This window comes from Pseudomonas sp. Pso3 (assembly GCF_055393275.1).
Genome location: NZ_AP043687.1, coordinates 1,088,961 through 1,111,722, shown reverse-complemented (window position 1 = coordinate 1,111,722; position 22,762 = coordinate 1,088,961). Strand labels below are relative to the sequence as shown.

Below are 22,762 nucleotides of genomic sequence, written 5' to 3'. Positions count from 1 at the left end.
GCATGAATCAGCCTGTTACCCTCATGGTCGCGCGGCGCGTCGCGGCTGGCCAATACGACGCCTTTCTGGTCTGGCTGCGCGAAGGCGAAGCCCTGGCCACCGGGCATCCCGGCTATCTCGGTTCGGGGGTTCTGACCCCGCCTCCAGGCGACAACCTGGTGCAGATCGTCTTTCGCTTCGCCTGCCCCCAGACCCTCGACGCCTGGGAACACTCTGACACGCGGCGCCTCTGGCTGGAGCGTGGCCAGGGCCTGTTCGAAGCGCCCCTGGCACGGCGCGCCCAAGGCATGGACGACTGGTTCGGCGCCGGCCTGCAGCCGCCACCGCGCTGGAAGCAGAGCATCGCGGTCTGGCTGGCGTTCTTTCCCATTTCGCTGCTGTTCAATGCCGCCTTCGGCGATTACCTGGCCCATCTGCCGTTGCTGCCACGCATCCTGCTGAGCACCCTGATCCTTACCCCGGTGATGGTCTGCGTCTTCATCCCGCTGATCACCCGGGTGCTGAAGGGCTGGCTGCACAACGCCTCGCGGGCCAACGACTGGCGAGGCAGCGCCCGCTAGGCCCGCACGGATCGGCCTGCATCCTGACGCGTCGAATGCGTACAATAGCGGCGGCCAGCCCTCTGGCCGCCTCGTTCATCAGGATCGGGTACCCTCATGTCCGCAACCCTTCCCCTTCTGGTCACCGGCGCCAATCGCCGTGTCGGTCTCGCCTTGACCCGCCGGCTGCTGGCGGAGGGCCAACCCGTCATCGCCGTCTATCGCGACGATCCCGGTCCCTTGCGTGACCTGGAGATCGAGGCCTATCAGGTCGATCTGGCGGAAGAGGCGCAGCGCGACATCCTGCTGCAACAGCTGCATGAACGCCATCCGGCGCTACGCGGCATCGTGCACAACGCCTCGGTCTGGGCCGAAGACGGCCTGGACAATCTGCGGCTGCTCTATCGCCTGCACCTGGAAGCGCCCTACCACCTCAACCTGGGCCTGCAGGACCTGCTGCTGGCCGCGCCCCGGGCCGACATCATCCATATCGGCGACGACAGCGCCACCCGCGGCAGCCGCAACCACATCGGCTACGCCGCCACCAAGGCCGCCCTGCACAACCTGACCCTGTCCTTTGCCGAGGCCCTGGCGCCCACCGTCCGGGTCAACACCATCGCGCCGGGCCTGCTGATCTTCAAGGAAGGCGCCGACGAGGCCTATCGCCAGGCGACCCTGGACAAGGCGCTGCTGGATTTCGAACCCGGCGCCGATCCCATCGTCGATACCGTGCTCTATCTGCTGTCGACCCAGTACGCCACCGGCAGCACCTTTACCGTCAACGGCGGGCGCCACCTGCGCCACGGCCGCCGCTAGCAAGAGGAATCAGCCATGACCGAACAAGACCGCCTGGAACTGGAGGCCGCCGCCTTCCGCACCCTGGTCGAGCACCTGCGCAAGCGCACCGACGTGCAGAACATCGACCTGATGAACCTGTCCGGCTTCTGCCGCAACTGCCTGTCCAAGTGGTACAAGGCCGCGGCCGACGACAAGGGCCTGGCGTTGAGCCTGGACGATGCCCGCGAGGCCGTCTACGGCATGCCCTACGCCGACTGGAAAGCCCAGTACCAGACCGAGGCCTCGCCGGCCCAGGCCGCGGCCTTCCAGGAGCAGCAGAACAAATGAGCGATCTCGCCAGCTTCCGCGCCCGCCTGGCCCAGGGCGACCATGCCTTCGCCGACACCCTGGCCTTTGTCGCCGAGCACTACCACTACCAGCCCACCGCCTTTCGCAATGGCGCGGTGGACAATGCAGCGGGCCAGAACGAAGGCTCCTGCAAGACCCTGGGCCTGGCCAAGCTCGAAGGTCTGAGCGATCAGGAAGCCCTGCTGGCCTTTGGCGAGCACTATCGCAGCGTGCTGCAGACCCCCGAGGGCAGCGACCACGCCAACATCCGTGCCCTTATCGCCCACGGCCTGGCCGGAGTGAGCTTCCAGGGCGAGCCCCTGGCGCGTCGCTAGGCCTTTTCAGCGGCCATAAAAAAAGCCCTGCGGATGCAGGGCTTTTTCTTGGACCGGGCTCAGACGGCAGCCGCAGGTCTCATGTAGGAAATCGGTGCCAGACCGGAATCTTCGAAGGTCACCACTTCCCAGGCATCACGATCGGCCAGCAGCGCACGCAGCAGGCGATTGTTCATGGCATGACCGGACTTGTAGCCGCGGAATTCGCCGATGAGGCTCTTGCCGAGCAGGTAAAGGTCGCCGATGGCGTCGAGGATCTTGTGCTTGACGAATTCGTCTTCGTAACGAAGACCGTCTTCGTTGATCACACCCTTCTCGTCCACCACGATGGCGTTGTCGACGCTGCCGCCCAGGGCCAGGTTGTGCGAACGCAGGAATTCCAGGTCGCGCATGAAGCCGAAGGTACGGGCACGGCTGACTTCCTTGAGGAAGGAGGTGCTCGAGAAGTCCACCGAGGCCTTCTGGGTACGGTTGTTGACCACCGGGTGATCGAAATCTATTTCGAAGGTCACCTTGAAGCCGTCGAAGGGCACGAAGGTGGCGCGCTTGTCACCGTCGACGACGGTCACTTCACGCTTGATACGGATGAACTGCTTGGCCGCTTCCTGTTCCTGCAGACCGGCGGACTGGATCAGGAACACGAAGGGACCGGCACTGCCGTCCATGATCGGCACTTCGACCGCGGACAGCTCGACGTAGGCATTGTCGATACCCAGACCGGCCATGGCCGACAGCAGGTGTTCAACGGTACCGACCTTGACGCCGGTGTCGCTGAACAGGTTGGTCGACATGGTGGTTTCACCCACGTTCTCGGCCCAGGCCGGGATTTCCACGACCGGATCGAGATCGGTGCGACGGAACACGATTCCCGTGTCGACCGGCGCCGGCTTCAGGGTCAGGTAAACCTTTTCCCCGGAATGCAGGCCAACGCCAGTGGCGCGAATGGTGTTCTTGAGGGTGCGTTGTCTAATCATGCCAGGGCCGCTCGGTCGCAGGGTGCGAATGGTGTTCAACGAAGTCGCGATGATAGCAGAAGCGAAAATCGATGCCCACTAATCACACCCTGGCTTGTGATATACCCGATCAATCAGCCTGACGACGCAGGAAGGCCGGGATGTCCAGGTAATCCAGGTCGTCGTTGGGATTGACCTTGGTCGCCGCTGCCGAGCCGCCATGACTCTGGCTGCCACGACCGGAGCGCATCGAGGTCGGGTACTTGAGGTCGTCGTAGTTGACCGGAGCGGTTTCCTGACGGGCCGCGGCCAGGGTCTGGGCAGTGTTGTCCACCACCTTGACCGGCTTCTCGATGCGCGCACCCAGGCCGGTGGCGACCACGGTGACGTGCAGCTCGTCGCGCATTTCCGGATCGATCACGGCGCCGACCTTGACGGTGGCGTGCTCGGACGCGAAGTCCTCGATGATCTCGCCGACGGCGGCGTATTCACCCAGGGACAGATCCAGGCCGGCGGTGATGTTGACCAGGATGCCGCGGGCGCCGTGCAGGTTGACGTCTTCCAGCAGCGGGTTGCGGATGGCGGCTTCGGTGGCTTCGCGCGCACGGTTCGGACCGCTGGCGTGGCCGGTACCCATCATGGCCATGCCCATCTCGCCCATCACGGTCTTGACGTCGGCGAAGTCGACGTTCATCAGGCCGGGACGCTGCATGATGTCGGAGATACCACGGACGGCGCCGGCGAGGACGTCGTCAGCCTTGGCGAAGGCGGCCAGCAGGCTGGCGTCCTTGCCCAGAATGGTCAGCAGCTTCTCGTTGGGGATGGTGATCAGCGAGTCGACGCATTCGGACAGAGAGCGAATACCTTCGTCGGCGACCTGCATGCGCTTGCGGCCTTCGAAGGGGAACGGACGGGTGACCACGGCAACGGTCAGGATACCCATTTCCTTGGCCACTTCAGCGATGATCGGCGCCGCACCGGTACCGGTGCCACCGCCCATGCCGGTGGTGATGAAGACCATGTCGGCGCCTTCGAGGACTTCGGCGATGCGCTCACGATCTTCCATGGCCGCCTGGCGGCCGATTTCCGGGTTGGTGCCGGCACCAAGACCCTTGGTGACGCCCGGGCCGAGTTGCAGCACGGTACGGGATGTGACGTTCTTCAGGGCCTGGGCGTCGGTATTTGCACAGATGAATTCGACGCCTTCAACACCGCTTTTGACCATGTGGTTGACGGCGTTGCCACCGCCACCGCCCACGCCGATGACTTTGATCACGGCGCTTTGTGGAATGTTGTCTACGAGTTCGAACATGGTCCCCTCTCTTCCTTTCGGATCTTCGCCTACTGCCGCGGTTTAATTGTGAATTACAAGTTGCCCTGGACCCAACGCTTCATGCGTTCCAGGACTGTGGATTTGGTTTCGCTGCTATATCCGCCAGAAACAACCGGCAAGGGATCGGTCTGCTTTTGCAGGCCATAGAGCAACAGGCCGACGCCTGTGGAATAGATCGGGTTGCTGATCACGTCAGTCAGACCCTTGACCGTCTGGGGCACCCCCAGGCGTACCGGCATATGGAAAATCTCTTCCGCCAGCTCGACCGCGCCTTCCATCTTCGCGGTACCACCGGTGAGTACGATCCCAGCGGGGATCAGATCCTCGTAACCACTGCGGCGCAGTTCCGCTTGCACCAGTGTGAATAGCTCATCGTAACGGGGCTCGACCACTTCCGCGAGGGCCTGACGCGACAATTCTCGCGGCGGACGGTCACCCACGCTGGGCACCTTGATGGTTTCGCCCGGTCCAGCCAGTTTCGCCAAGGCACAAGCATACCGAATCTTGATTTCTTCGGCATATTGCGTTGGGGTTCTCAAGGCCATGGCAATGTCATTTGTGACTTGGTCGCCAGCAATAGGTATCACCGCCGTATGGCGGATGGCGCCTTCGGTAAAGATGGCTATATCGGTGGTGCCGCCGCCGATGTCGACCAGGCAGACGCCCAGTTCCTTTTCATCGTCGGTCAGCACCGAATAGGCCGACGCCAGTTGTTCGAGGATGATGTCGTCGACTTCCAGGCCGCAACGACGAACACATTTCTCGATGTTCTGCGCGGCGTTGACGGCGCAGGTCACGACGTGGACCTTGGCTTCCAGGCGGACGCCGGACATGCCCAGGGGTTCGCGCACCCCTTCCTGGTTGTCGATCACATAGTCCTGGGCCAGGGTGTGCAGCACGCGCTGGTCGGCGGGGATGGCCACCGCCTGGGCGGCATCGAGCACCCGCTCGATGTCCGCAGGGCTCACTTCACGATCGCGGATCGCCACGATGCCGTGGGAATTCAGGCTGCGAATGTGATTGCCGGCAATGCCGACGAAGGCCGAATGGATCCGGCAACCGGCCATCAGCTGGGCTTCTTCGATGGCCCGCTGGATGGAGGCGACGGTGGATTCGATGTTGACCACCACGCCCTTCTTGAGCCCGCGCGACGGATGGGTGCCGATCCCGACGATCTCGATCTGACCATCGGAAGACACCTCGCCGACCAGAGCCACGACCTTGGAAGTGCCGATGTCGAGGCCGACGATCATCTTGCCGCTTTGCACGCTTGCCATAGTAAAAAACTTCTCCTCAATGCTTGGCCGGTTCGGTCACGGGGGTGGCGGCGACAGCGGGATCACGCCAGGCCACGGCCAGACCGTTCGGATAACGCAGATCGATCCGCGCGATATTGTCCATCTGTGCCTTGAGCACCTGATCGTACAGGCGCATGAAGCGCCGCATCTTTTCCACCAGCTGGTCGCGGCCGAACACCAGTTCCAGGCCCTGACCGGTGGTGAGGTACCAGCTGCCGCGCTCGTGCATTTCCAGGCGCGACACGGTGTAACCGAGCGGCCGGAGCATCTGGCTGAACATCTGGTACTGCTGCATTACCTGCTGCTGGGCCCGCTTGGGGCCGTACAGCCGCGGTAGATTGTCATAGTTGGCCAGATCCTGCGGGGCAAAAGCCTCACCCTGGTTATTCAGCAGCGCCTCGTCGCCCCAGCGAGCGATGGGCATCTGCTCTTCCAGGCGGATGCTGATCTCGTCCGGCCAGACGCGGCGCACCTCGGCGTGGGCGATCCACGGCATGGTTTCCAGTTCGTGGCGCATGTCGGCCAGGTCGACCTGGAAGAAGGTGGTGCCGACGAAGGGCGCGATGCGCTGCTGCACCGCCCCCTGGCTGATGTAGGACAGGTCGCCCTTGACGCTGACCTTGGCGATCGGCCGGTCGGCATAGGGCAGCAGGCGCTGGGCACCTTCGTAGGTACCGAAGCCCAGCCCCAGCAGCAGGAACGGCCAGAGGATGCGCTTGAGCAGCCCCAGGCTCGGGCGTGGCAGGCGTGTCGACAGCGGCTCTTCGGCGACCAGGCGACTGGCGCCCCGCTGCTCGGCGTTGCGCGACCGGCCGAAGCCGGGCTGGTTGTGACGTAGGGTGGCGACCAAGGTTCAGCCCTCCACGTGCGCGCCGGCAACAGCGGTTGCCGGCAAGGGGTTGTACGGATGAAGGCTCATGCCGAACTCCCGGCGGTCGCGGCAGTGGCGAACAGTGGGTGCTTGAGCAGTTGCGGCGCCAGCGCGCCGATGTCGCCCGCGCCCTGGCAGAGCAGGATGTCGCCCGGGCGCAGCAGCGGCTTGACCAGCGGGGCGATGTTGCTGCCGCGCTCCACGTAGATGGGATCGAGCTGGCCGCGCTGGCGGATGCTGTGGCAGAGCTGACGGCTGTCGGCTCCGGGAATGGGTTCTTCGCCGGCCGGATAGACTTCCATCAGCAGCAGGACGTTGGCATCGGCCAGCACCTGGACGAAGTCTTCGTAGAGATCGCGGGTACGGCTGAAACGGTGCGGCTGATAGACCATCACCAGCCGGCGCTCGGGCCAGCCGCCGCGCACGGCCTTGATTACCGCGGCGACCTCGCGCGGATGGTGGCCGTAGTCGTCCACCAGCATGACGCTGCCACCGGCGACTGGCAGTTCGCCGTACACCTGGAAGCGCCGCCCTACCCCCTGGAAGCCGGACAGGCCATTGAGGATGGCCTCGTCGCTGACGCCTTCGTCGGTAGCGATGGCGATGGTGGCCAGGGCGTTGAGCACATTGTGCACGCCCGGCATGTTGACCGAGACCGCCAGGGGCGCGCGACCTTCGCGCAGCACGGTGAAATGGGTACGCATGCCTTCCTGGCGGATGTCCACGGCGCGCACGTCGGCGTCTTCGGCGGTGCCGTAGGTGACGGTGGGCCGGGCGACCTGGGGAATGATCTCGCGCACCACCGGATCGTCGACGCAGAGCACGGCCAGGCCATAGAACGGCAGGTTGTGCAGGAAGTCGACGAAGGTGCGCTTGAGCCGGTTGAAGTCACCCTCGTAGGTGCTCATGTGGTCGGCGTCGATGTTGGTGACCACGGCGACCATGGGCTGCAGGTGCAGGAAGCTGGCGTCGCTCTCGTCGGCCTCGGCGATCAGGTAGCGGCTGGTGCCGAGCTGGGCATTGGTGCCGGCGGCATTGAGGCGGCCACCGATGACGAAGGTCGGGTCCAGGCCTTCGGCCGCGAACACCGAGGCGATCAGGCTGGTGGTGGTGGTCTTGCCATGGGTACCGGCGACGGCGATGCCGTGGCGATAGCGCATCAGCTCGGAGAGCATCTCGGCGCGGGGCACCACGGGAATGCGCTGCTCGAGGGCGGCGGAGACCTCCGGGTTGGATCTGTTGATAGCGCTGGACACCACCAGCACATCGACCTGATCCAGGTTCTCGGCGCGATGGCCGATGTAGATGCGCGCGCCGAATTGCTGCAGGCGCGCGGTCACCGCGGACTCCTTGAGGTCCGAACCCGAGACTTCGTAACCCAGGTTCAGCAGCACCTCGGCGATGCCGCACATACCGACGCCGCCGATCCCGACGAAGTGGATGCGCCGGATGCTGCGCATGCGCCGAACTTCGGCCTGAATGGCACTTTGCGACTTAACCACGGGCAACCTCCAGACAGGCGTCGACGACTGCACGGGTGGCATCGGGTTTGGCCAGGGCTCGGCTGCGAGCGGCCATGCCGGCAAGACGTTCGGGATGCATCAGGACCTCGGTAAGCTGCGCGGCGAGATCCGCCGGGCGGGTGGAATGTTGCGGCAGCACCACACCGGCACCGGCGCGCTCCAGGAAGCGCGCATTGCTGGTCTGGTGGTCGTCGATGGCGTGCGGCAGGGGAATCAGCAGCGCCGGCAGACCGGTGGCGGTCAGCTCGGCGACGGTCAGGGCACCGGCCCGGCAGATCACCAGGTCGGCCCAGGCATAGGCAGCGGCCATGTCGGCGATGAAGGGCTGGACATCGGCCTCCACGGCGACGTTGGCATAGCGCTCGGCGGTGACCTCGGCGTGCTGGCGACCGGCCTGGTGGCGGACCTGCGGGCGAAGTCCGGCCGGCAGTTGCGCCAGGGCCTCGGGCAAGAGCTTGTTGAGCGGCTCGGCGCCCAGGCTGCCGCCCAGCACCAGCAGGTTGGCGGCGCGCTCTTCCAGCGGTGCACGGGTCACCGGGGCGAAGAGTTCGGCGCGCACCGGATTGCCGGTGGACAGGCGCTTGGCGGACGCCGGGAAGGTATCGGCGAACCCCTCGCAGACGCGCGCGGCCATGGGCACCAGCAGGCGATTGGCGGTGCCGGCGTGGGCGTTCTGTTCGTGGATCACCAGCGGGATGTTGCACAGCTTGGCGGCCAGGCCACCCGGACCGGTGACGAAGCCACCCAGACCCAGCACGCAGACCGGCTTGAGCCGGCGCATGAGGCCGATGGCCTGCATGAGCGCGCCACTGAGCTGCAACGGCGCCTTCACCAGGGAGCGCACGCCCTTGCCCCGCAACCCGGTGACCGGAATGTGGTGCAGGGTGATGCCGGCCTTGGGCACCACGTCGTTCTCGATGCCGCGTGGGGTACCCAGCCAGTGCACGGTATAGCCGCGGGCTTCGAATTCACGGGCGCAGGCCAGGGCCGGGAAGACGTGCCCGCCGGTACCGCCGGCCATGATGAGGACGTTAGCGGACATCGGCGAAATCCTCTTCGGTGAATTCCACATCCTCGGTATCCACCAAGGTGCGTCTCTCCCATTCGATGCGCAGCAGCAGGCCCATGCTCACGCAGCAGATCACCAGGGAGCTGCCGCCGTAGCTGAGGAACGGCAGGGTCAGGCCCTTGGTCGGCAGCAGGCCGACGTTCACGCCGATGTTGATCAGGAACTGGCCGATCCACAGCATCGACAGGCCATAGGCCACGTAGGCCGAGAAGAACTGCTTGGACTGCTCGGCCCAGTGACCGATGAACAGGCCGCGCACGCAGACGAAGAGGAACAGGCCGACGGTGGCCATGGCGCCGATCAGCCCCAGCTCTTCGGCCAGTACGGCAAAGAGGAAGTCGGTATGGGCTTCGGGCAGATAGAACTGCTTCTGGATGCTGTTGCCCAGTCCGAGGCCGGTCCAGCCGCCGCGACCGAAGGCGATCAGCGCCTGGGTCAGCTGGTAGCCGGAACCGAACTGATCGGCCCAGGGATCGGTGAAGGTGATCAGGCGCTGCATCCGGTAGGACTGGGTCTGCACCAGCACGAACACCGCCAGCACCGCCAGGGCGACCATCAGCAGGAAGCGGAACAGGCCGACGCCGCCGAGGAACAGCATGGCGCCGGCAGCGCCCATCATCACCACGGTGGCGCCGAAGTCGGGTTCGCGCAGCAGCAGCATGGCCATCGGCAGGAGCACGATGAAGGGCTTGAAGAAGCCGGCCCAGGTGTGGCGTACCTCATGCTGGCGACGGACCAGGTAGCCGGCCAGATAGAGCACCACGAAGACCTTGGCGATCTCCGAAGGCTGCACGTTGAAGATGCCGAAGCCGATCCAGCGCAGAGAGCCGTTCACCTCGCGACCGATGCCGGGCACCAGCACCGCTACCAGCAGCAGGAAGGCGATGATCAGCAGCGGAAAGCCGAAGCGCTGCCAGGTGGCCATGGGGATCAGCATCACCACGCCGCAGGAGACGAAGCCGATCGCCAGATAGATCAGGTGGCGGTACATGAAGTACAGCGGATTGCCGGACTGGGCGGCGGCCACCTCGGAAGACGCCGAGGTCACCATCACCAGACCGAGGCCGAGCAGCAACAGGCAGCCGGCCAGCAGCGGGAAGTCCAGGTCGATGCCATGGCGGCTCGCCAGCGGCGAGGGATAGGGACGCAGCAGGCTGAGGATCATGCCAATGCCTCCACGGCCTGGGCGAACAGCCGTCCGCGTTCTTCGAAATTGCGGAACATGTCGAGACTGGCGCAAGCCGGCGACAGCAGCACGGCGTCGCCCGGCTGGGCCAGCCGACGGCTCTCGGCCACGGCCTCTTCCAGGGTGGCGACGCGCAGCTGCTGCACGGTGGCCGGCAGGATCTCGGCGATCCGCGCGGCATCACGCCCCAGCAGCACCACGGCGCGGCAGTGACGGGCGATGGGTTCGCGCAGGGCGCTGAAATCGGCACCCTTGCCGTCGCCGCCGGCGATCAGCACCAGTTGGCCGGCGATGTCGTCGCCCAGGCCTTCCACGGCGGCCAGCGCCGCACCGACATTGGTCGCCTTGGAATCGTTGTAGTAGTTGACGCCCGCGACCTCGCCCACCCACTGGCAGCGGTGCTCCAGCCCCGGGAAGGCGCGCAGGGCCTCCAGCATGGGCGCTATGGGCAGACCGGCGGCCTGGCCGAGTGCCAGCGCAGCCAGGGCATTGCTGTGGTTGTGGGTACCGCGGATCCTGAGTTCCTCGACATCCAGCAGGTTGTCGAAGGCCAGCGCCAGATAGCGGCGGCCCTCCTCCTCGCGAATGCCGAAGGCACGGAAATCCGGACGCCCCAGGCCAAAGGTCAGGCAGGGCACGCCCTCGCCGATCAGCGGCCGCGACAGCGCATCGTCGCGATTGACCACCACCTGGCGGGCGCCGCGGAAGATGCGGTGCTTGGCCTGGTGATAGGCCGGCATGCCGGTGTAGCGATCCATGTGGTCTTCGCTGAGGTTCAGCACCGTGGCGACCTCGGCGTTGAGCCGCTCGCAGGTTTCCAGCTGGAAGCTCGACAGCTCCAGCACATAGAGCTCGACGTCATCGGCCAGCAGATCCAGTGCCGGGGTGCCCAGGTTGCCCCCCACGGCCACGCGCTTGCCGGCGCGCCGCGCCATGTCGCCCACCAGGGTGGTGACGGTGCTCTTGGCGTTGGAACCGGTGATGGCGACGATGGGTGCCTGGGCATGGCGCGCGAAAAGGTCGATGTCGCCGGACAGCCGCACGCCGCGGGCGGCGGCCTCCTGCAGCGCCGGCGTTTCCAGGGCCAGGCCGGGACTCACGTAGAGTTCGGCGGCGCGGGCCAGGAAGTCGGCATCCAGCTCGCCGCAGCGCACCTCGACCTGGGGATACTGGGTTCTCAGGGTCGCGAGTTCCGGCGGCTGTTCCCGCGTGTCGGCCACGGCAAAGGGCACGCCCCGGCGCGCGAGAAAGCGCACCAGCGACATGCCACTCTTGCCGAGGCCGACGACGATACGGAACTGGTCGGAAGCGATGAGCACTGCGATTACCTCAGCTTCAGGGTGGCGAGACCGAACAGCACCAGGATCACGGTGATGATCCAGAAGCGCACGATGACCCGCGGTTCGGGCCAGCCCTTCAATTCGAAATGGTGGTGGATCGGCGCCATGCGGAAGACGCGCTTGCCGGTCAGCTTGAAGGAGGCGACCTGGATGACCACCGAGAGGGTCTCCATGACGAAGACGCCACCCATGATGAACAGCACCACTTCCTGACGGACGATCACGGCGATGGTGCCCAGGGCGGCGCCCAGCGCCAGGGCGCCGACGTCACCCATGAAGACCATGGCCGGATAGGTGTTGAACCAGAGGAACCCCAGGCCCGCGCCGATCAGGGCGCCGCAGAAGACGATCAGCTCGCCGGAACCCTCCACATAGGGAATCAGCAGGTAGTCGGCGAATTTCACGTTGCCCGACAGGTAGCAGAAGATGCCCAGGGCGCCGCCGACCATCACGGTGGGCATGATCGCCAGGCCGTCGAGGCCGTCGGTGAGGTTGACCGCGTTGCTGGAGCCGACGATGACGAAGTAGGTCAACACAACGAAGAAAATCCCCAGCGGGATTTCGATGTTCTTCAGCAGCGGCAGGATCAGCGTGGTTTCGATGGGCGCCTTGGCCGTGACATAGAGGAAGATCGCCGCCCCCAGGCCGAATACCGATTGCCAGAAGTACTTCCAGCGACTGGGCAGGCCCCGGGAGTTCTTCTCGATCACCTTGCGATAGTCGTCGACCCAGCCGATGGCGCCGAACAGGAAGGTCACCGCCAGCACGGTCCAGACGTAACGATTGTGCAGATCGGCCCACAGCAGGGTGCTGATGCCGATGGTGGTCAGGATCAGGGCGCCGCCCATGGTGGGGGTGCCGGACTTGGACAGGTGCGACTGGGGGCCATCGTTGCGCACGGCCTGGCCGATCTGGCGGATCTGCAGGGTGCGGATCATCCAGGGGCCGAGCCACAACGACAGCAACAGGGCGGTCAGGACGCCCAGAATGCCGCGCAGGCTGAGGTATTGGAAGACGGCGAAGCCCTTGTAGAACTGTTGCAGGAACTCCGCCAACAGCAGCAGCATCAGTGTTTCTCCTCGGTATTAATGGCGCAGAGCGCGGCGACGACCTTGTCCATCGCGGCGCTGCGGGATCCCTTGATCAGCAGGGTGGTTCCGGCCCGGTCCTCGTCCGCCAGGGCCTCGATCAGCTGTTCGCGATCGGTGAAATGCCGCGCCTCGGCGCCGTAGGCGCGGGCCGCATGGGCCATGGCGGGACCGACGCTGTAGAAGGCGTCCACCTTGCCGCGGGCATGCTCGCCCACGTCGCGATGGCCCTCTTCGGTCCACTCGCCCAGCTCGGCGATGTCGCCCAGGACCACCACCCGACGGCCCGGCAGGGCCGCCAGCAGGTCGATCCCGGCTTTCACCGACGCAGGGTTGGCGTTGTAGCTGTCGTCGATGACCTGGGCACCGCGCTGGCTGGTGCGGGTCAGGGTGCGGCCCTGGACCGGTGCCGCGGTGGCGAGGCCACGGGCGACGGTTGCCAGCTCCAGGCCCAGGCTGAGGGCGGCGGCGGCCGCGGCCAGGGCGTTGCCGACGTTGTGGGCACCCAGCAGTTGCAGGGTGACCGGCGCCTCGCCCTGGGCGGTGTGCAAGAGAAAGCTCGGGCGGCCCTGGGCGTCCAGGGTGACCGCGCTGGCGCGGACATCGGCGCGGGCATCCAGGCCGAAGGCGACGACCTTGCGACCGGCCGCGCGGCGCTGCCAGGTCTCGAAGGCCGCGTCGTCGCGATTGAGCACCACGGTGCCACCCTCGCCCACGCCTTCGATGATCTCGCCCTTGGCCTCGACGATACGATCGACGCCGCCGAATTCGCCCACATGGGCCTGGCCGGCGTTGGTAATGATAACGACATCCGGGCGTGTCAGGCTCACGGTGTAGGCAATGTCACCAACATGGGAAGCACCCAGCTCGATGACGCCATAGGCGTGCTCGGCGGCCAGTTGCAGCAGGGTCAGGGGCGCGCCCAGGTCGTTGTTCAGATTGCCCTGGGTGGCCAGGGTGGCGCCCTGCTGACGCAGGATGGCGGCGAGCAGCTCCTTGACCGTGGTCTTGCCACTGGAGCCGGTCACGGCGGCGAGCCGGCCCTGGAATAGGTCACGATTGAAGGCGCCCAGGCGACCCAGCGCCAGGCGGGTATCGGCCACCACCAGTTGGGGCAGGTGCACCTCGAGGACGGCACGCTCGACCAGAGCCGCTGCGGCGCCCTGGGTGGCCACGTCGGCCAGATAGGCATGACCATCGAAGCGCGGCCCGGTCAGGGCGACGAAGAGCTGTCCGGCCACGGCCTTGCGGCTGTCGGTGCCGACGCCGTCGAACAGGGCATCGGCGCCCAGCAGGTTGCCGGTCAGGGCCTCGGCCACTTCGGTGAGGGTGTAGGATCTAAGCATGCTGTCGCTCCCAGGCGGTCAGGGCCCGCTCGGCCTGGTCGAGATCGGAAAAGGGATGGCGGACACCGGCGATCTCCTGGTAGGGCTCGTGGCCCTTGCCAGCCAGCACCACGATGTCCTGGGCGGTCGCCGCGGCCACGGCCTGGGCGATCGCCACCTCGCGCCGGCCGGCGAAGCTCACCTGCTCGGGCTGTGCGAAGCCGGCGCGGATGTCGGCGACGATGGCGGCCGGATCCTCGGTACGGGGGTTGTCGTCGGTCACCACCACCTGATCGGCCAGGCGCTCGGCCACCGCGGCCATCTCCGGTCGCTTGCCGCGATCGCGATCGCCGCCACAGCCGAACACGCAGACCAGACGACCCTCGGCACCCACATGGGGCCGCAGGGCGGTGAGCACCTTGTCCAGGGCGTCGGGGGTGTGGGCGTAGTCCACCACCACCAGCGGCCGCCCAGCGCCGCCCAGGCGCTGCATGCGTCCGGCCGGGCCCTGCAGCTGCGGGAGGATGGCGAGGATGTCGGCCAGTGCATGACCGAGACCCAGCAGGGCACCGATGGCGGCCAGCAAATTGCTCAGGTTGAAGCGCCCGATCAGCTGGCTGCGCAGCTCGCCGGTGCCCTGGGCGGTGACCAGCTGGGCGCGCACGCCGTGGTCGTCGAACTGGACGGCCTGGCAATGGAGGCTGGCGGCCGGATCGCTCAGGCTGTAGGTCAGGGTCGCGGCCGGGCTGGGGCGAGCCGCCAGCTCGCGGCCAAAGGCGTCATCCAGATTGAGGACGCGGGTGCCGAGCCCGGGCCAGGCGAACAGCTGGGCCTTGGCTTCGCCATAGGCGACCATGGTCCCGTGATAATCGAGGTGGTCGCGGGAGAGATTGGTGAAGACCGCGACCTTGAAGGCCAGCGCCGCCACCCGGCCCTGGGCCAGGCCATGGGAAGAGACTTCCATGGCCACGGTGGCGGCGCCACCCTCGGCCAGTTCGGCCAGGGTCGCCTGCAGCTTGAGGGCATCCGGCGTGGTATGGCGGCCTTCGGCCAGGGCGCCATAAAAGCCGCTACCCAGGGTGCCGACGATGCCGCAACGCTGACCGAGCAGGTCGCAGGCCTGGGCGATCAGCTGGCTGACACTGGTCTTGCCATTGGTACCGGTGACGCCGACTAGCGCCAGGCGCCGGCTGGGCTCGTTGTGAAAACGCCCGGCGATGGCGGAAAGCTGGGCGGCCAGACCCTCGACGGCAATCAGGGGAATGTCCAGGGTCGGCAGCGCAGGGGCGTCCTTCGCTTCGTAGGCGATGGCCGCGGCTCCGCGCTCGGCGGCAGCGGCGATATGGGCGCGGCCGTCGCTGTGCAGACCGGGAATGGCGAGGAACAGCGAGCCCGGGCGGACTTCGCGGCTGTCCAGCGCCAGACCGCCGATATCGACGGCGGCGGTGGCTTCAGGCAGGAGGTCGGTCAGCAGACGGCTCATCGATCACGCTCCCCGACCAGCAGCGGTTTGGCGGCAGCCTGGGCCTGGGCCTGCTGCACGGGCAGCGGCTGCAGGTTGTCCGGCTGGATGTTCATCAGGCGCAGGGCACCGGACATCACGCGGCTGAACACCGGCGCCGAGACCACGCCGCCGTAGTAGCCGCCCTTGCTGGGACGATCGATCACCACCACCGCGGCCAGGCGCGGATTGCTGGTGGGGCCGAAGCCGGCGAACAGCGAGCGATAGGAATTCTCGGCATAGCCACGGGTACCGGTGCTGGTCTTGCGCGCGGTACCACTCTTGCCGGCGACGTGGTAGCCCGGCACCTGGGCGCGGAAGGCGCCACCGGGGGCTTCCACGACCTGTTGCAACATGCCCTGCAGAGTCTTGGCAACGCGTTCTTCCACTGCCTGATCGCTGGGCGGGGCCTTGTCCAGGCGCACCATGGACAGCGGCACCGAGCGACCGTCGTTGGCCAGCACCGAATAGGCGTGGGCCAGTTGCACGGCGGTCACCGCCAGGCCATAGCCATAGGACAGGGTCGCGGTCTCGGCCGGACGCCAGTTGCGATGGTTGGGCAGATTGCCGACCCGCTCGCCGGGAAAGCCCAGACCGGTGTCCTGGCCGAGGCCGACGGCGCGCATGGCGTTGTAGATGTTCTCGCCACCGACGTCGAAGGCGATCTTGCTCATGCCGACGTTGCTGGACTTGATGAGGATGCCGGTCAGGTCCAGGGCGCCGTCGCTGTGGGAGACGTCCTTGATGGTGTAGCGACCGATCTGCAGCGAACCGGGATAGACGTTGACCTTGTCGGTGGGCTTCCAGCGGCCGCTGGCGAGCGCGGCGGTCATGGAGATCGGCTTCATCACCGAACCGGGCTCCATCACGTCGATCATCGCCCGGTTGCGCATGGCGGCCGGTTCCAGACTGCGGCGATTGTTGGGGTTGTAGGTGGGCATGTTGACCATCGCCAGGACCTCGCCGGTCTTGACGTCGACGATGGTCAGGCTGCCGGCCTCGGCTTCGAACTGGGTCAGGGCGTTGCGCAGTTCGCGCGCCGCGAGATACTGCAGGCGCAGGTCGATGGACAGCGCCAGGGTATTGCCCGGCTTGGCGTTCTTGGCGACCTGGACATCGCGGATCAACCGACCGCGGCGATCCTTGACCACTTGGCGACGACCCGGCACGCCGGACAGCCACTCGTTGAACGCCAGTTCGATGCCCTCGCGCCCGTGGTCGTCGATGTCGGTGAAGCCGACCACATGGGCCGCCACTTCACCCGCCGGATAGAAACGCCGAAATTCCTCGATGTCGTAGACACCGGGAATCTTGTGCGCCTTGACCTGGGTCATCACCGCATCGCCCTGCTCGGGCGTGAGGCCGCGGGCCAGGTAGAGGAATTCCTTGCTGGCGTTCTGCTCGATGCGCTTGGCCAGTTCCGCCCGTGGCTGGCCGACGGCATCGGCCAGGGTCGCCCAGCGATCCTCGGCGCCAAGCAGCTCCTTGGGATTGATCCACAGGGTGGTGACCGGCGTACTCACGGCCAGGGGTTCGCCGTTGCGGTCGGTGATCAGGCCGCGGTGCGCGGGAATGGGGATGGTGCGCACGCTGCGCGCATCGCCCTGCCCCTTCAGAAAGGCCCGGTCGATCACGTGCAGATCGACGATGCGCCAGATGATGGTGCCGACCATGACCAGCAACAGCCCGATGATGAGGCTGAAGCGCCATGGCAGGCGCGCGATCAGGCCTTTCACGGATTGACCATCCGAATTTCGGCCGGATCGGGGATGCGCATCTGCAGCTGGCCGCTGGCCAGGGCCTCGACGCGGCTGTGGGCGGTCCAGGTGCTCTGCTCCAGCAGCAGCCGGCCGTATTCGGCCTGGGCCTTGTCGCGGATGGCCATTTCGCCATAGAGGGTGTTGAGCAGCTGGCGATTCCAGTGGGCGCTATAGGCCACGGCCACCGCCGACAGCAGCACACCGGCGAACAGCACCAGCATGACGCTGCTGCCCAGGGGCAGTTTCTTGACGAAGAGCCGGCTCATTTCAGCTTCTCGGCAACGCGCATCACGGCGCTGCGCGCGCGGGGATTGGCGGCCAGTTCGGCTTCGCCGGCATAGACCGGCTTGCCCAGCAGGCGCAGCGAGGGCTCGAAGACCGTGGCGCGGATCGGCAGGTCGCGCGGCAACTGATCGGCCTCGCCCTTGGCCAGCCGGCGCATGAACTGTTTGACGATGCGATCTTCCAGCGAGTGGAAGCTGATCACCACCAGCCGGCCACCCACGGCCAGCTGCTCGTAAGCGGCCTGCAGGCCCTGCTCCAGATCGCTCAGCTCGCGGTTGATGTAGATGCGCAGACCCTGGAAGGCGCGCGTCGCGGGATGCTTGCCCTTTTCCCAGGCCGGATTGGCCTCGGTGAGCACCTTGGCCAGGTCGCCGGTGCGCTCGAAGGGCTGGACCTCGCGGCGCTGCACCACGGCACGCGCCATGCGCTTGGCGAAACGCTCTTCGCCGAATTCCTTGAATACCTGGGCGATGTCGGCCTCGGGCGCGGTGGCGATCCAGGCGGCGGCGCTCTGCCCCCGACTCGGATCCATGCGCATGTCCAGGGGGCCGTCCTGCATGAAGCTGAAACCGCGCTCGGGATCGTCGAGCTGGGGCGAGGACACGCCCAGATCCAGCAGCACGCCATCGACCTGACCGGACCAGCCCCGGCCGACGAGTTCATCGCCCAGCTCGGCGAAGCTGCGCTGGACGATCTCGAATCGCGGGTCTTCCGTGGCCAGGGCCTGGCCGGCGGCGATCGCCTGGGGATCCTTGTCGAAACCCAGCAGCCGCCCTTCTCCACCCAGCAGGCGCAGCACGGCCCGGCTGTGTCCGCCGCGGCCGAAGGTGCCGTCCAGATAACGGCCGGCAGGCTGGATCGCCAATGCCTGTACGGCCTCGTCCAGGAGAACGGAGACGTGGTGGAAGACTGGGTTCATGGTCACAGGATCAAATCGCGCATTTCATCCGGCATACCGCCGGGTTCCTTAATCGCCAGGAGATCCGCGTCGCACACGGCACTCCAGGCATCCTCATCCCATAACTGGAACTTGTTGAGCTGCCCGACCAGCATCACGCGCCGGTCCAGCTTGGCGTATTCACGCAGGCGCGGCGGAACCAGGAAGCGGCCACTGCCGTCGAGCTCCAGATCCACCGCATTGCCGATCAGCAAGCGCTGCAAGCGGCGAGTCTCCTCGCGTAGCGAGGGCAACTGCCGCAGCTTGCTTTCGATGATTTCCCATTCCGGGAGTGGATAGACGCAAAGGCAGGGGTCGACGGCATCGATCGTCACGATGAGCTGGCCGGCACAACGCTCCAGCAGCTCGTCACGATACCGGCTCGGCATCGCGGCGCGCCCCTTGGCGTCGAGACTGATGGCGTTCGCTCCCCGGAACAATTTCGCGTCCTCTAATAGGCTGTCCTTGCCATTAAATCCCACTTCGCCCCACTTCGTACCACCGGCCGCCACTATATTGAGGAGGGCCGCTTTCAGTCAAGGTAAGCGAGGGGTTCCCAGGCCGCGTGGGACGGGGATTTCGAGCAAATTGCACGAGTTCACGACCAGGACGAACGACATCGATTTCCGACAAACGGAAATGAAGTCAATTGATTGGCTCAATTGATTAAAGTGATGTCTGAAGAAGAGGTCACAAGCCCGGGCGCAGGGGCCCAGGAGGGAGGGGGTGCGAGAGCCGACCTGTAAGCCGGGTTCTGTCGAGGACAGTCATTCCTCTGGGACAACCATCGCTGATTGCCTCTAGCGACCTACCCGAATCCAGCGCGGGCCACGCCTATGGATTCCTATTTGGTCTTGCTCCAGGTGGGGTTTACCTAGCCACGAACTGTTGCCAGCCGTGCGGTGCGCTCTTACCGCACCTTTTCACCCTTACCGGCGCTTGCGCGCTTAGGCGGTTATTTTCTGTGGCACTTTCCGTAGGCTCACGCCTCCCAGGCGTTACCTGGCACCTCGCCCTATGGAGCCCGGACTTTCCTCCCTCGCAACCCTTGCGGATCACGACAGCGACTGCCCGGTCGGCTCTCGCGGCGCAAGGGTATAGAAACTGGGGGCGGATAACAAGGAAAGATGCCCACTAATTCGCCCTACTCGCCCTTGCGCTCCAGCGCCAGCTGATAGAGCAGATTCTTGCGCGCGCCGGTGATCTGGGCGGCCAGGGCGGCGGCGCGCTTGATCGGCAGCTCGGCCAGCAGCAGATCGAGGATGCGCAGGGTCTCGGCATCGACCTCGGCGTCCTCGGGCGCCGCCCAACCGGCCACCAGCAGCACGCACTCGCCGCGCTGCTGATCCAGATCCGCGCGGATCCAGGCCAGCAGCTCGCCGGCGGGCAGGCCGCGCAGGGTCTCGAAGGTCTTGGTCAATTCGCGACCCAGCACGATGTGCCGTTCAGGCCCGAAGGTGCTCACCATGTCGGCCACGCAATCCTCAAGCCGATGAGGCGCCTCGTAGAAGATCAGGGTGCGCGGGTCTTCGCGCAGGGCCGCCAGTCGCCCCTGCCGGCCCACCGCCTTGGCGGGCAGGAAGCCTTCGAAGCTGAAGCGATCCGAGGGCAGCCCGGCTGCCGACAGCGCCGCGATCAGCGCGCAGGCGCCCGGTATCGGCGAGACCTTGATGGCCTGGGCGCGCGCTGCCCGCACCAGATGGAAACCCGGATCGGAAATCAGCGGCGTGCCCGCATCGGAGATCAGGGCGACATCGTCCCCCGCCAGCAGCCGGGTGATGAAGCGGCCACCGGCATCGCGCTCGTTGTGGTCGTGGCAGGCCGCGAGGGGCGTCTCGATGCCGAAATGGCGTAGCAGGCGCGCCGAATGACGGGTGTCTTCGGCGGCGATCAGGGCCACGTCGCGCAGCACCTTGAGCGCGCGGGAGGTGATGTCGTCCAGGTTGCCGATGGGCGTGGCAACCACATAAAGAGTACCCGGCGAAATCATGATGAAACCTGACGGACTGGAAATAGCCCAACAGTGTACGCCGCTCTCGCCCTCGGCGTTCGCAGCGCTTGGGTGCTGTGAGACAATCGCCCCCTTTCCAGACATTTGCTCAGGAACCACAGCATGAAGTTCCGCCTGCGTCCGCTGCTCTGCGCCACCGCCTTCGCCCTGCTCGCCGCCTGCAGCAGCTCGCCCGTCAACAACTCCCTCGGCGACCTGCCCCAGCCCAGCCAGGCCAGCATCGAGCAACTGCTGAACCAGGCCGGCTCCAGTCAGTCCGAGCAGGCCAATCTGCTGCGCCTGACCGCCGCCGACAAGGCCTATGCCCAGCAGAACGCCCGCGAAGCGCGGCAGATCCTGGGCTCCATCAATCTCGAAGGCCTCAAGCCGGCCCAGCAGATGTTCGCCCAGACCCTGCTGGCCCAGCTCGACCTGCTCGACAAGCAGCCGGCGCAAGCCGTCAAGCGCTTCGACCATCCGAGTTTCGCCCAGCTGGGCGAATTGCCGGCCCAGCAGCAGATCCGCAGCGGCCTGACCAAGGCCGATGCCCAGGCCGCCAACGGCCAGCCGCTCGCCGCCGCCCAGGAGCGGATCTTTCTCGGTCCGCTGCTGGACGGCGATGCCGCCCACGACAATCGCGAGCAGATCTGGCAACTGATCACCAGCCTGCCGGATGCGCAACTGCGCCAGAGCGTGAAGGACGCCGATCTCAATGGCTGGCTGGCGCTGGCCGCCATCACCCGTGGTAACCTGGCGCTGGATCAGCAGCTGGCCGCCATCGAGGACTGGCAGAAGCAGCACCCCGGCCATCCCGCCGCGCGCAACCTGCCCGATGATCTGGAGCGCCTGAAGACCCTGGCCCGGGAACCGCTCAATCGCGTCGCCCTGCTGCTGCCCCTGCAGGGTCAGCTCGCCGGCGTCTCCCGCGCGCTGCAGGACGGCTTCATGGCCGCCCGCTACGAAGCCCTGGCCGCCGGCCAGAGTGCGCCGACCGTGACCGTCTACGACAGCACCCAGATGGGCTCGCTGGACGCTTTCTACCGCCAGGCCCAGGCCGCCGGTATCCAGTTGGTGGTGGGTCCGCTGGAGAAGAACTTCGTCAAGCAGCTCGGCGATCGCCCGCAGCTGCCGATCAACACCCTGGCGCTGAACTATGGTGACAGCCAGGGCGCTCAGCCGCCGCAACTCTTCCAGTTCGGCCTGGCCGCCGAGGACGAGGCCCGCGAAGCCGCGCGCCGTGCCTGGGCCGATGGCAAGCGCAGTGCCGGCGCCATGGTGCCCCAGGGTGACTGGGGTGCCCGCGTGCTGGCTGCCTTCCAGAACGAGTGGCAGCAACTGGGCGGTCGCCTGGTCGCCGCCGAGCGCATCGGCCAGCCGGTCGAGATCGCCAATCGCATCAGCAGCCTGCTGCAGATGCGCCAGGGCATGGACTTCATCTTCCTCGCCTCGACGCCGGCCCAGGCCCGTCAGATCAAGCCGATCCTGGTCTACCAGAACGCCCGCGATCTGCCGGTGTACGCCACCTCCAACCTCAACAGCGGGGTCAATGAACCCGGCGTGAACCAGGATCTCAACGGCATCCTGTTCTGCGAAACGCCCTGGCTGCTCGACCCGAGCAATCCGCTGCGCGCCAAGATCACCGCCCAGTGGCCCCAGGCCGGCACCAGCATCGGTCGCCTCTACGCCATGGGCGCCGACGCCTACCTGCTGGCGCTGCATCTGCAGCAGCTCAAGGCCCTGCCCAACTCCGAGCTGCCCGGCCTGTCCGGCAACCTGAGCGTGGCGCCCGATCAGCGCGTGGTGCGTCACCTGCCCTGGGCGGAATTCCGCAACGGCGTGGCCCAGCCGCTGCCGGCCAGCAATGCGCCGCTGCCCACCACCAGCGTGCCGGCCTCGCTCAGCACCCCGTGAAGCAGGCGCCGCACCTCCAGCGCGGCCGGCAGGCCGAGGATCGCGCGCTGCAGTTCCTGCAGACGCGCGGTCTGCGCCTGCTAGACCGCAACTGGCGCTGGCAGGGTGGCGAGCTCGATCTGGTCATGCTCGACGGCGATACAGTAGTATTCGTCGAGGTACGCGCCCGCAGGCATACCGCCTGGGGCGGCGCCGCGGAAAGCATAGATGCCCGCAAGCGGCAGCGACTGGTCAACAGCGCCGCCCTCTTTCTGCAATCCGAAGCGCGCTGGGCCAAGCGGCCCTGTCGTTTCGACGTGATCGCGATCGGCCCCGGGGCCGACGCATCCCCTCAGGCACTCGAATGGATCAAACAGGCCTTCGACGCCTGAGGCCCTCTACAGCACAGGTCAA

The 22,762-nt window shown here is 66.4% G+C and carries 22 protein-coding genes and 1 other RNA gene; 6 read left to right on the top strand and 17 right to left on the bottom strand.

Translation table 11 applies throughout. The features are described from left to right. Positions 1-2: 2 nt before the first annotated feature. The 4 genes from ACZ5R1_RS05215 (at position 3) to ACZ5R1_RS05200 (ending at position 1,999) form a co-directional block, all read left to right on the top strand. Positions 3-560 carry a putative antibiotic biosynthesis monooxygenase gene (locus ACZ5R1_RS05215; RefSeq protein WP_007162045.1) on the top strand — a complete coding sequence of 186 codons (558 nt, stop codon included), beginning with the start codon at positions 3-5 and terminating at the stop codon, positions 558-560. A gap of 96 nt (positions 561-656) precedes the next feature. Continuing rightward, positions 657-1,355 (top strand): dihydromonapterin reductase, encoded by a 699-nt coding sequence (gene folM / locus ACZ5R1_RS05210; protein WP_044342459.1) that lies wholly within the window; start codon positions 657-659, stop codon positions 1,353-1,355. Positions 1,356-1,370: 15 nt separating this feature from the next. Beyond that, on the top strand, positions 1,371-1,664 hold the full coding sequence (locus tag ACZ5R1_RS05205) for a DUF1244 domain-containing protein (RefSeq protein WP_007162047.1): 294 nt from the start codon (positions 1,371-1,373) through the stop codon (positions 1,662-1,664). Then, entirely contained in the window at positions 1,661-1,999 is a 339-nt protein-coding gene (locus ACZ5R1_RS05200; protein WP_027600275.1) for a HopJ type III effector protein, read from the top strand. Before ACZ5R1_RS05205 ends, ACZ5R1_RS05200 begins: the two co-directional genes overlap by 4 nt. Before the next feature lie 59 nt (positions 2,000-2,058). Here the strand turns inward: ACZ5R1_RS05200 and lpxC are convergent, their stop codons facing one another. The 17 genes from lpxC to rsmI all read right to left on the bottom strand — a co-directional run bounded on the left by lpxC (position 2,059) and on the right by rsmI (position 20,458). Then, a complete protein-coding gene (lpxC, locus tag ACZ5R1_RS05195) occupies positions 2,059-2,973 on the bottom strand; it encodes a UDP-3-O-acyl-N-acetylglucosamine deacetylase (protein WP_007162049.1) in 915 nt (304 codons plus the stop codon). A 109-nt stretch (positions 2,974-3,082) separates the two neighbouring features. Next, positions 3,083-4,264 (bottom strand): cell division protein FtsZ, encoded by a 1,182-nt coding sequence (gene ftsZ, locus ACZ5R1_RS05190; RefSeq protein ID WP_288407445.1) that lies wholly within the window; start codon positions 4,262-4,264, stop codon positions 3,083-3,085. A gap of 53 nt (positions 4,265-4,317) precedes the next feature. Continuing rightward, positions 4,318-5,562 carry a cell division protein FtsA gene (gene ftsA / locus ACZ5R1_RS05185; RefSeq protein ID WP_007162051.1) on the bottom strand — a complete coding sequence of 415 codons (1,245 nt, stop codon included), beginning with the start codon at positions 5,560-5,562 and terminating at the stop codon, positions 4,318-4,320. A gap of 16 nt (positions 5,563-5,578) precedes the next feature. Beyond that, the gene (locus ACZ5R1_RS05180; protein WP_007162052.1) at positions 5,579-6,433 is read right to left on the bottom strand and encodes a cell division protein FtsQ/DivIB; all 855 of its coding nucleotides are present in this window, start codon (positions 6,431-6,433) and stop codon (positions 5,579-5,581) included. Between the two features lie 65 nt (positions 6,434-6,498). Then, complete coding sequence (gene murC / locus ACZ5R1_RS05175; RefSeq protein ID WP_007162053.1) at positions 6,499-7,914, bottom strand: UDP-N-acetylmuramate--L-alanine ligase; 1,416 nt, start codon at positions 7,912-7,914, stop codon at positions 6,499-6,501. Between the two features lie 34 nt (positions 7,915-7,948). Then, positions 7,949-9,019, bottom strand: coding sequence for an undecaprenyldiphospho-muramoylpentapeptide beta-N-acetylglucosaminyltransferase (murG, locus tag ACZ5R1_RS05170; RefSeq protein ID WP_007162054.1), 1,071 nt, complete (start codon positions 9,017-9,019; stop codon positions 7,949-7,951). Beyond that, a complete protein-coding gene (ftsW, locus tag ACZ5R1_RS05165; protein ID WP_027600273.1) occupies positions 9,009-10,208 on the bottom strand; it encodes a putative lipid II flippase FtsW in 1,200 nt (399 codons plus the stop codon). Before ftsW ends, murG begins: the two co-directional genes overlap by 11 nt. Next, positions 10,208-11,497, bottom strand: coding sequence for a UDP-N-acetylmuramoyl-L-alanine--D-glutamate ligase (murD, locus tag ACZ5R1_RS05160; protein ID WP_464713264.1), 1,290 nt, complete (start codon positions 11,495-11,497; stop codon positions 10,208-10,210). Before murD ends, ftsW begins: the two co-directional genes overlap by 1 nt. A 59-nt stretch (positions 11,498-11,556) precedes the next feature. After that, a complete protein-coding gene (mraY, locus tag ACZ5R1_RS05155) occupies positions 11,557-12,639 on the bottom strand; it encodes a phospho-N-acetylmuramoyl-pentapeptide-transferase (protein WP_007162057.1) in 1,083 nt (360 codons plus the stop codon). Beyond that, complete coding sequence (locus ACZ5R1_RS05150) at positions 12,639-14,006, bottom strand: UDP-N-acetylmuramoyl-tripeptide--D-alanyl-D-alanine ligase (RefSeq protein ID WP_288407451.1); 1,368 nt, start codon at positions 14,004-14,006, stop codon at positions 12,639-12,641. Before ACZ5R1_RS05150 ends, mraY begins: the two co-directional genes overlap by 1 nt. After that, on the bottom strand, positions 13,999-15,468 hold the full coding sequence (locus ACZ5R1_RS05145) for a UDP-N-acetylmuramoyl-L-alanyl-D-glutamate--2,6-diaminopimelate ligase (RefSeq protein ID WP_288407453.1): 1,470 nt from the start codon (positions 15,466-15,468) through the stop codon (positions 13,999-14,001). Before ACZ5R1_RS05145 ends, ACZ5R1_RS05150 begins: the two co-directional genes overlap by 8 nt. Continuing rightward, positions 15,465-17,159: a peptidoglycan D,D-transpeptidase FtsI family protein gene (locus ACZ5R1_RS05140; protein WP_371099671.1), complete on the bottom strand. Its 1,695-nt coding sequence runs from the start codon at positions 17,157-17,159 to the stop codon at positions 15,465-15,467. The genes ACZ5R1_RS05145 and ACZ5R1_RS05140 overlap by 4 nt, the downstream gene beginning before the upstream one ends. A 59-nt stretch (positions 17,160-17,218) precedes the next feature. Continuing rightward, a complete protein-coding gene (ftsL, locus tag ACZ5R1_RS05135; RefSeq protein ID WP_007162061.1) occupies positions 17,219-17,512 on the bottom strand; it encodes a cell division protein FtsL in 294 nt (97 codons plus the stop codon). Further along, positions 17,509-18,450: a 16S rRNA (cytosine(1402)-N(4))-methyltransferase RsmH gene (gene rsmH, locus ACZ5R1_RS05130; RefSeq protein WP_027600267.1), complete on the bottom strand. Its 942-nt coding sequence runs from the start codon at positions 18,448-18,450 to the stop codon at positions 17,509-17,511. The genes ftsL and rsmH overlap by 4 nt, the downstream gene beginning before the upstream one ends. Positions 18,451-18,452: 2 nt before the next feature. Further along, complete coding sequence (gene mraZ / locus ACZ5R1_RS05125; protein WP_007162063.1) at positions 18,453-18,908, bottom strand: division/cell wall cluster transcriptional repressor MraZ; 456 nt, start codon at positions 18,906-18,908, stop codon at positions 18,453-18,455. A 287-nt stretch (positions 18,909-19,195) separates the two neighbouring features. Continuing rightward, an RNA gene (gene rnpB, locus ACZ5R1_RS05120) (RNase P RNA component class A) lies at positions 19,196-19,551 on the bottom strand. 61 nt (positions 19,552-19,612) lie between these two features. Next, a complete protein-coding gene (gene rsmI / locus ACZ5R1_RS05115; protein WP_288407455.1) occupies positions 19,613-20,458 on the bottom strand; it encodes a 16S rRNA (cytidine(1402)-2'-O)-methyltransferase in 846 nt (281 codons plus the stop codon). Between the two features lie 123 nt (positions 20,459-20,581). Here rsmI and ACZ5R1_RS05110 point away from each other — a divergent pair, with 123 nt between their 5' ends. Both ACZ5R1_RS05110 and ACZ5R1_RS05105 read left to right on the top strand, forming a co-directional pair. Continuing rightward, the gene (locus tag ACZ5R1_RS05110; protein ID WP_144957093.1) at positions 20,582-22,369 is read left to right on the top strand and encodes a penicillin-binding protein activator; all 1,788 of its coding nucleotides are present in this window, start codon (positions 20,582-20,584) and stop codon (positions 22,367-22,369) included. Further along, a complete protein-coding gene (locus ACZ5R1_RS05105; RefSeq protein ID WP_007162066.1) occupies positions 22,366-22,740 on the top strand; it encodes a YraN family protein in 375 nt (124 codons plus the stop codon). Before ACZ5R1_RS05110 ends, ACZ5R1_RS05105 begins: the two co-directional genes overlap by 4 nt. Positions 22,741-22,762: the final 22 nt, after the last annotated feature.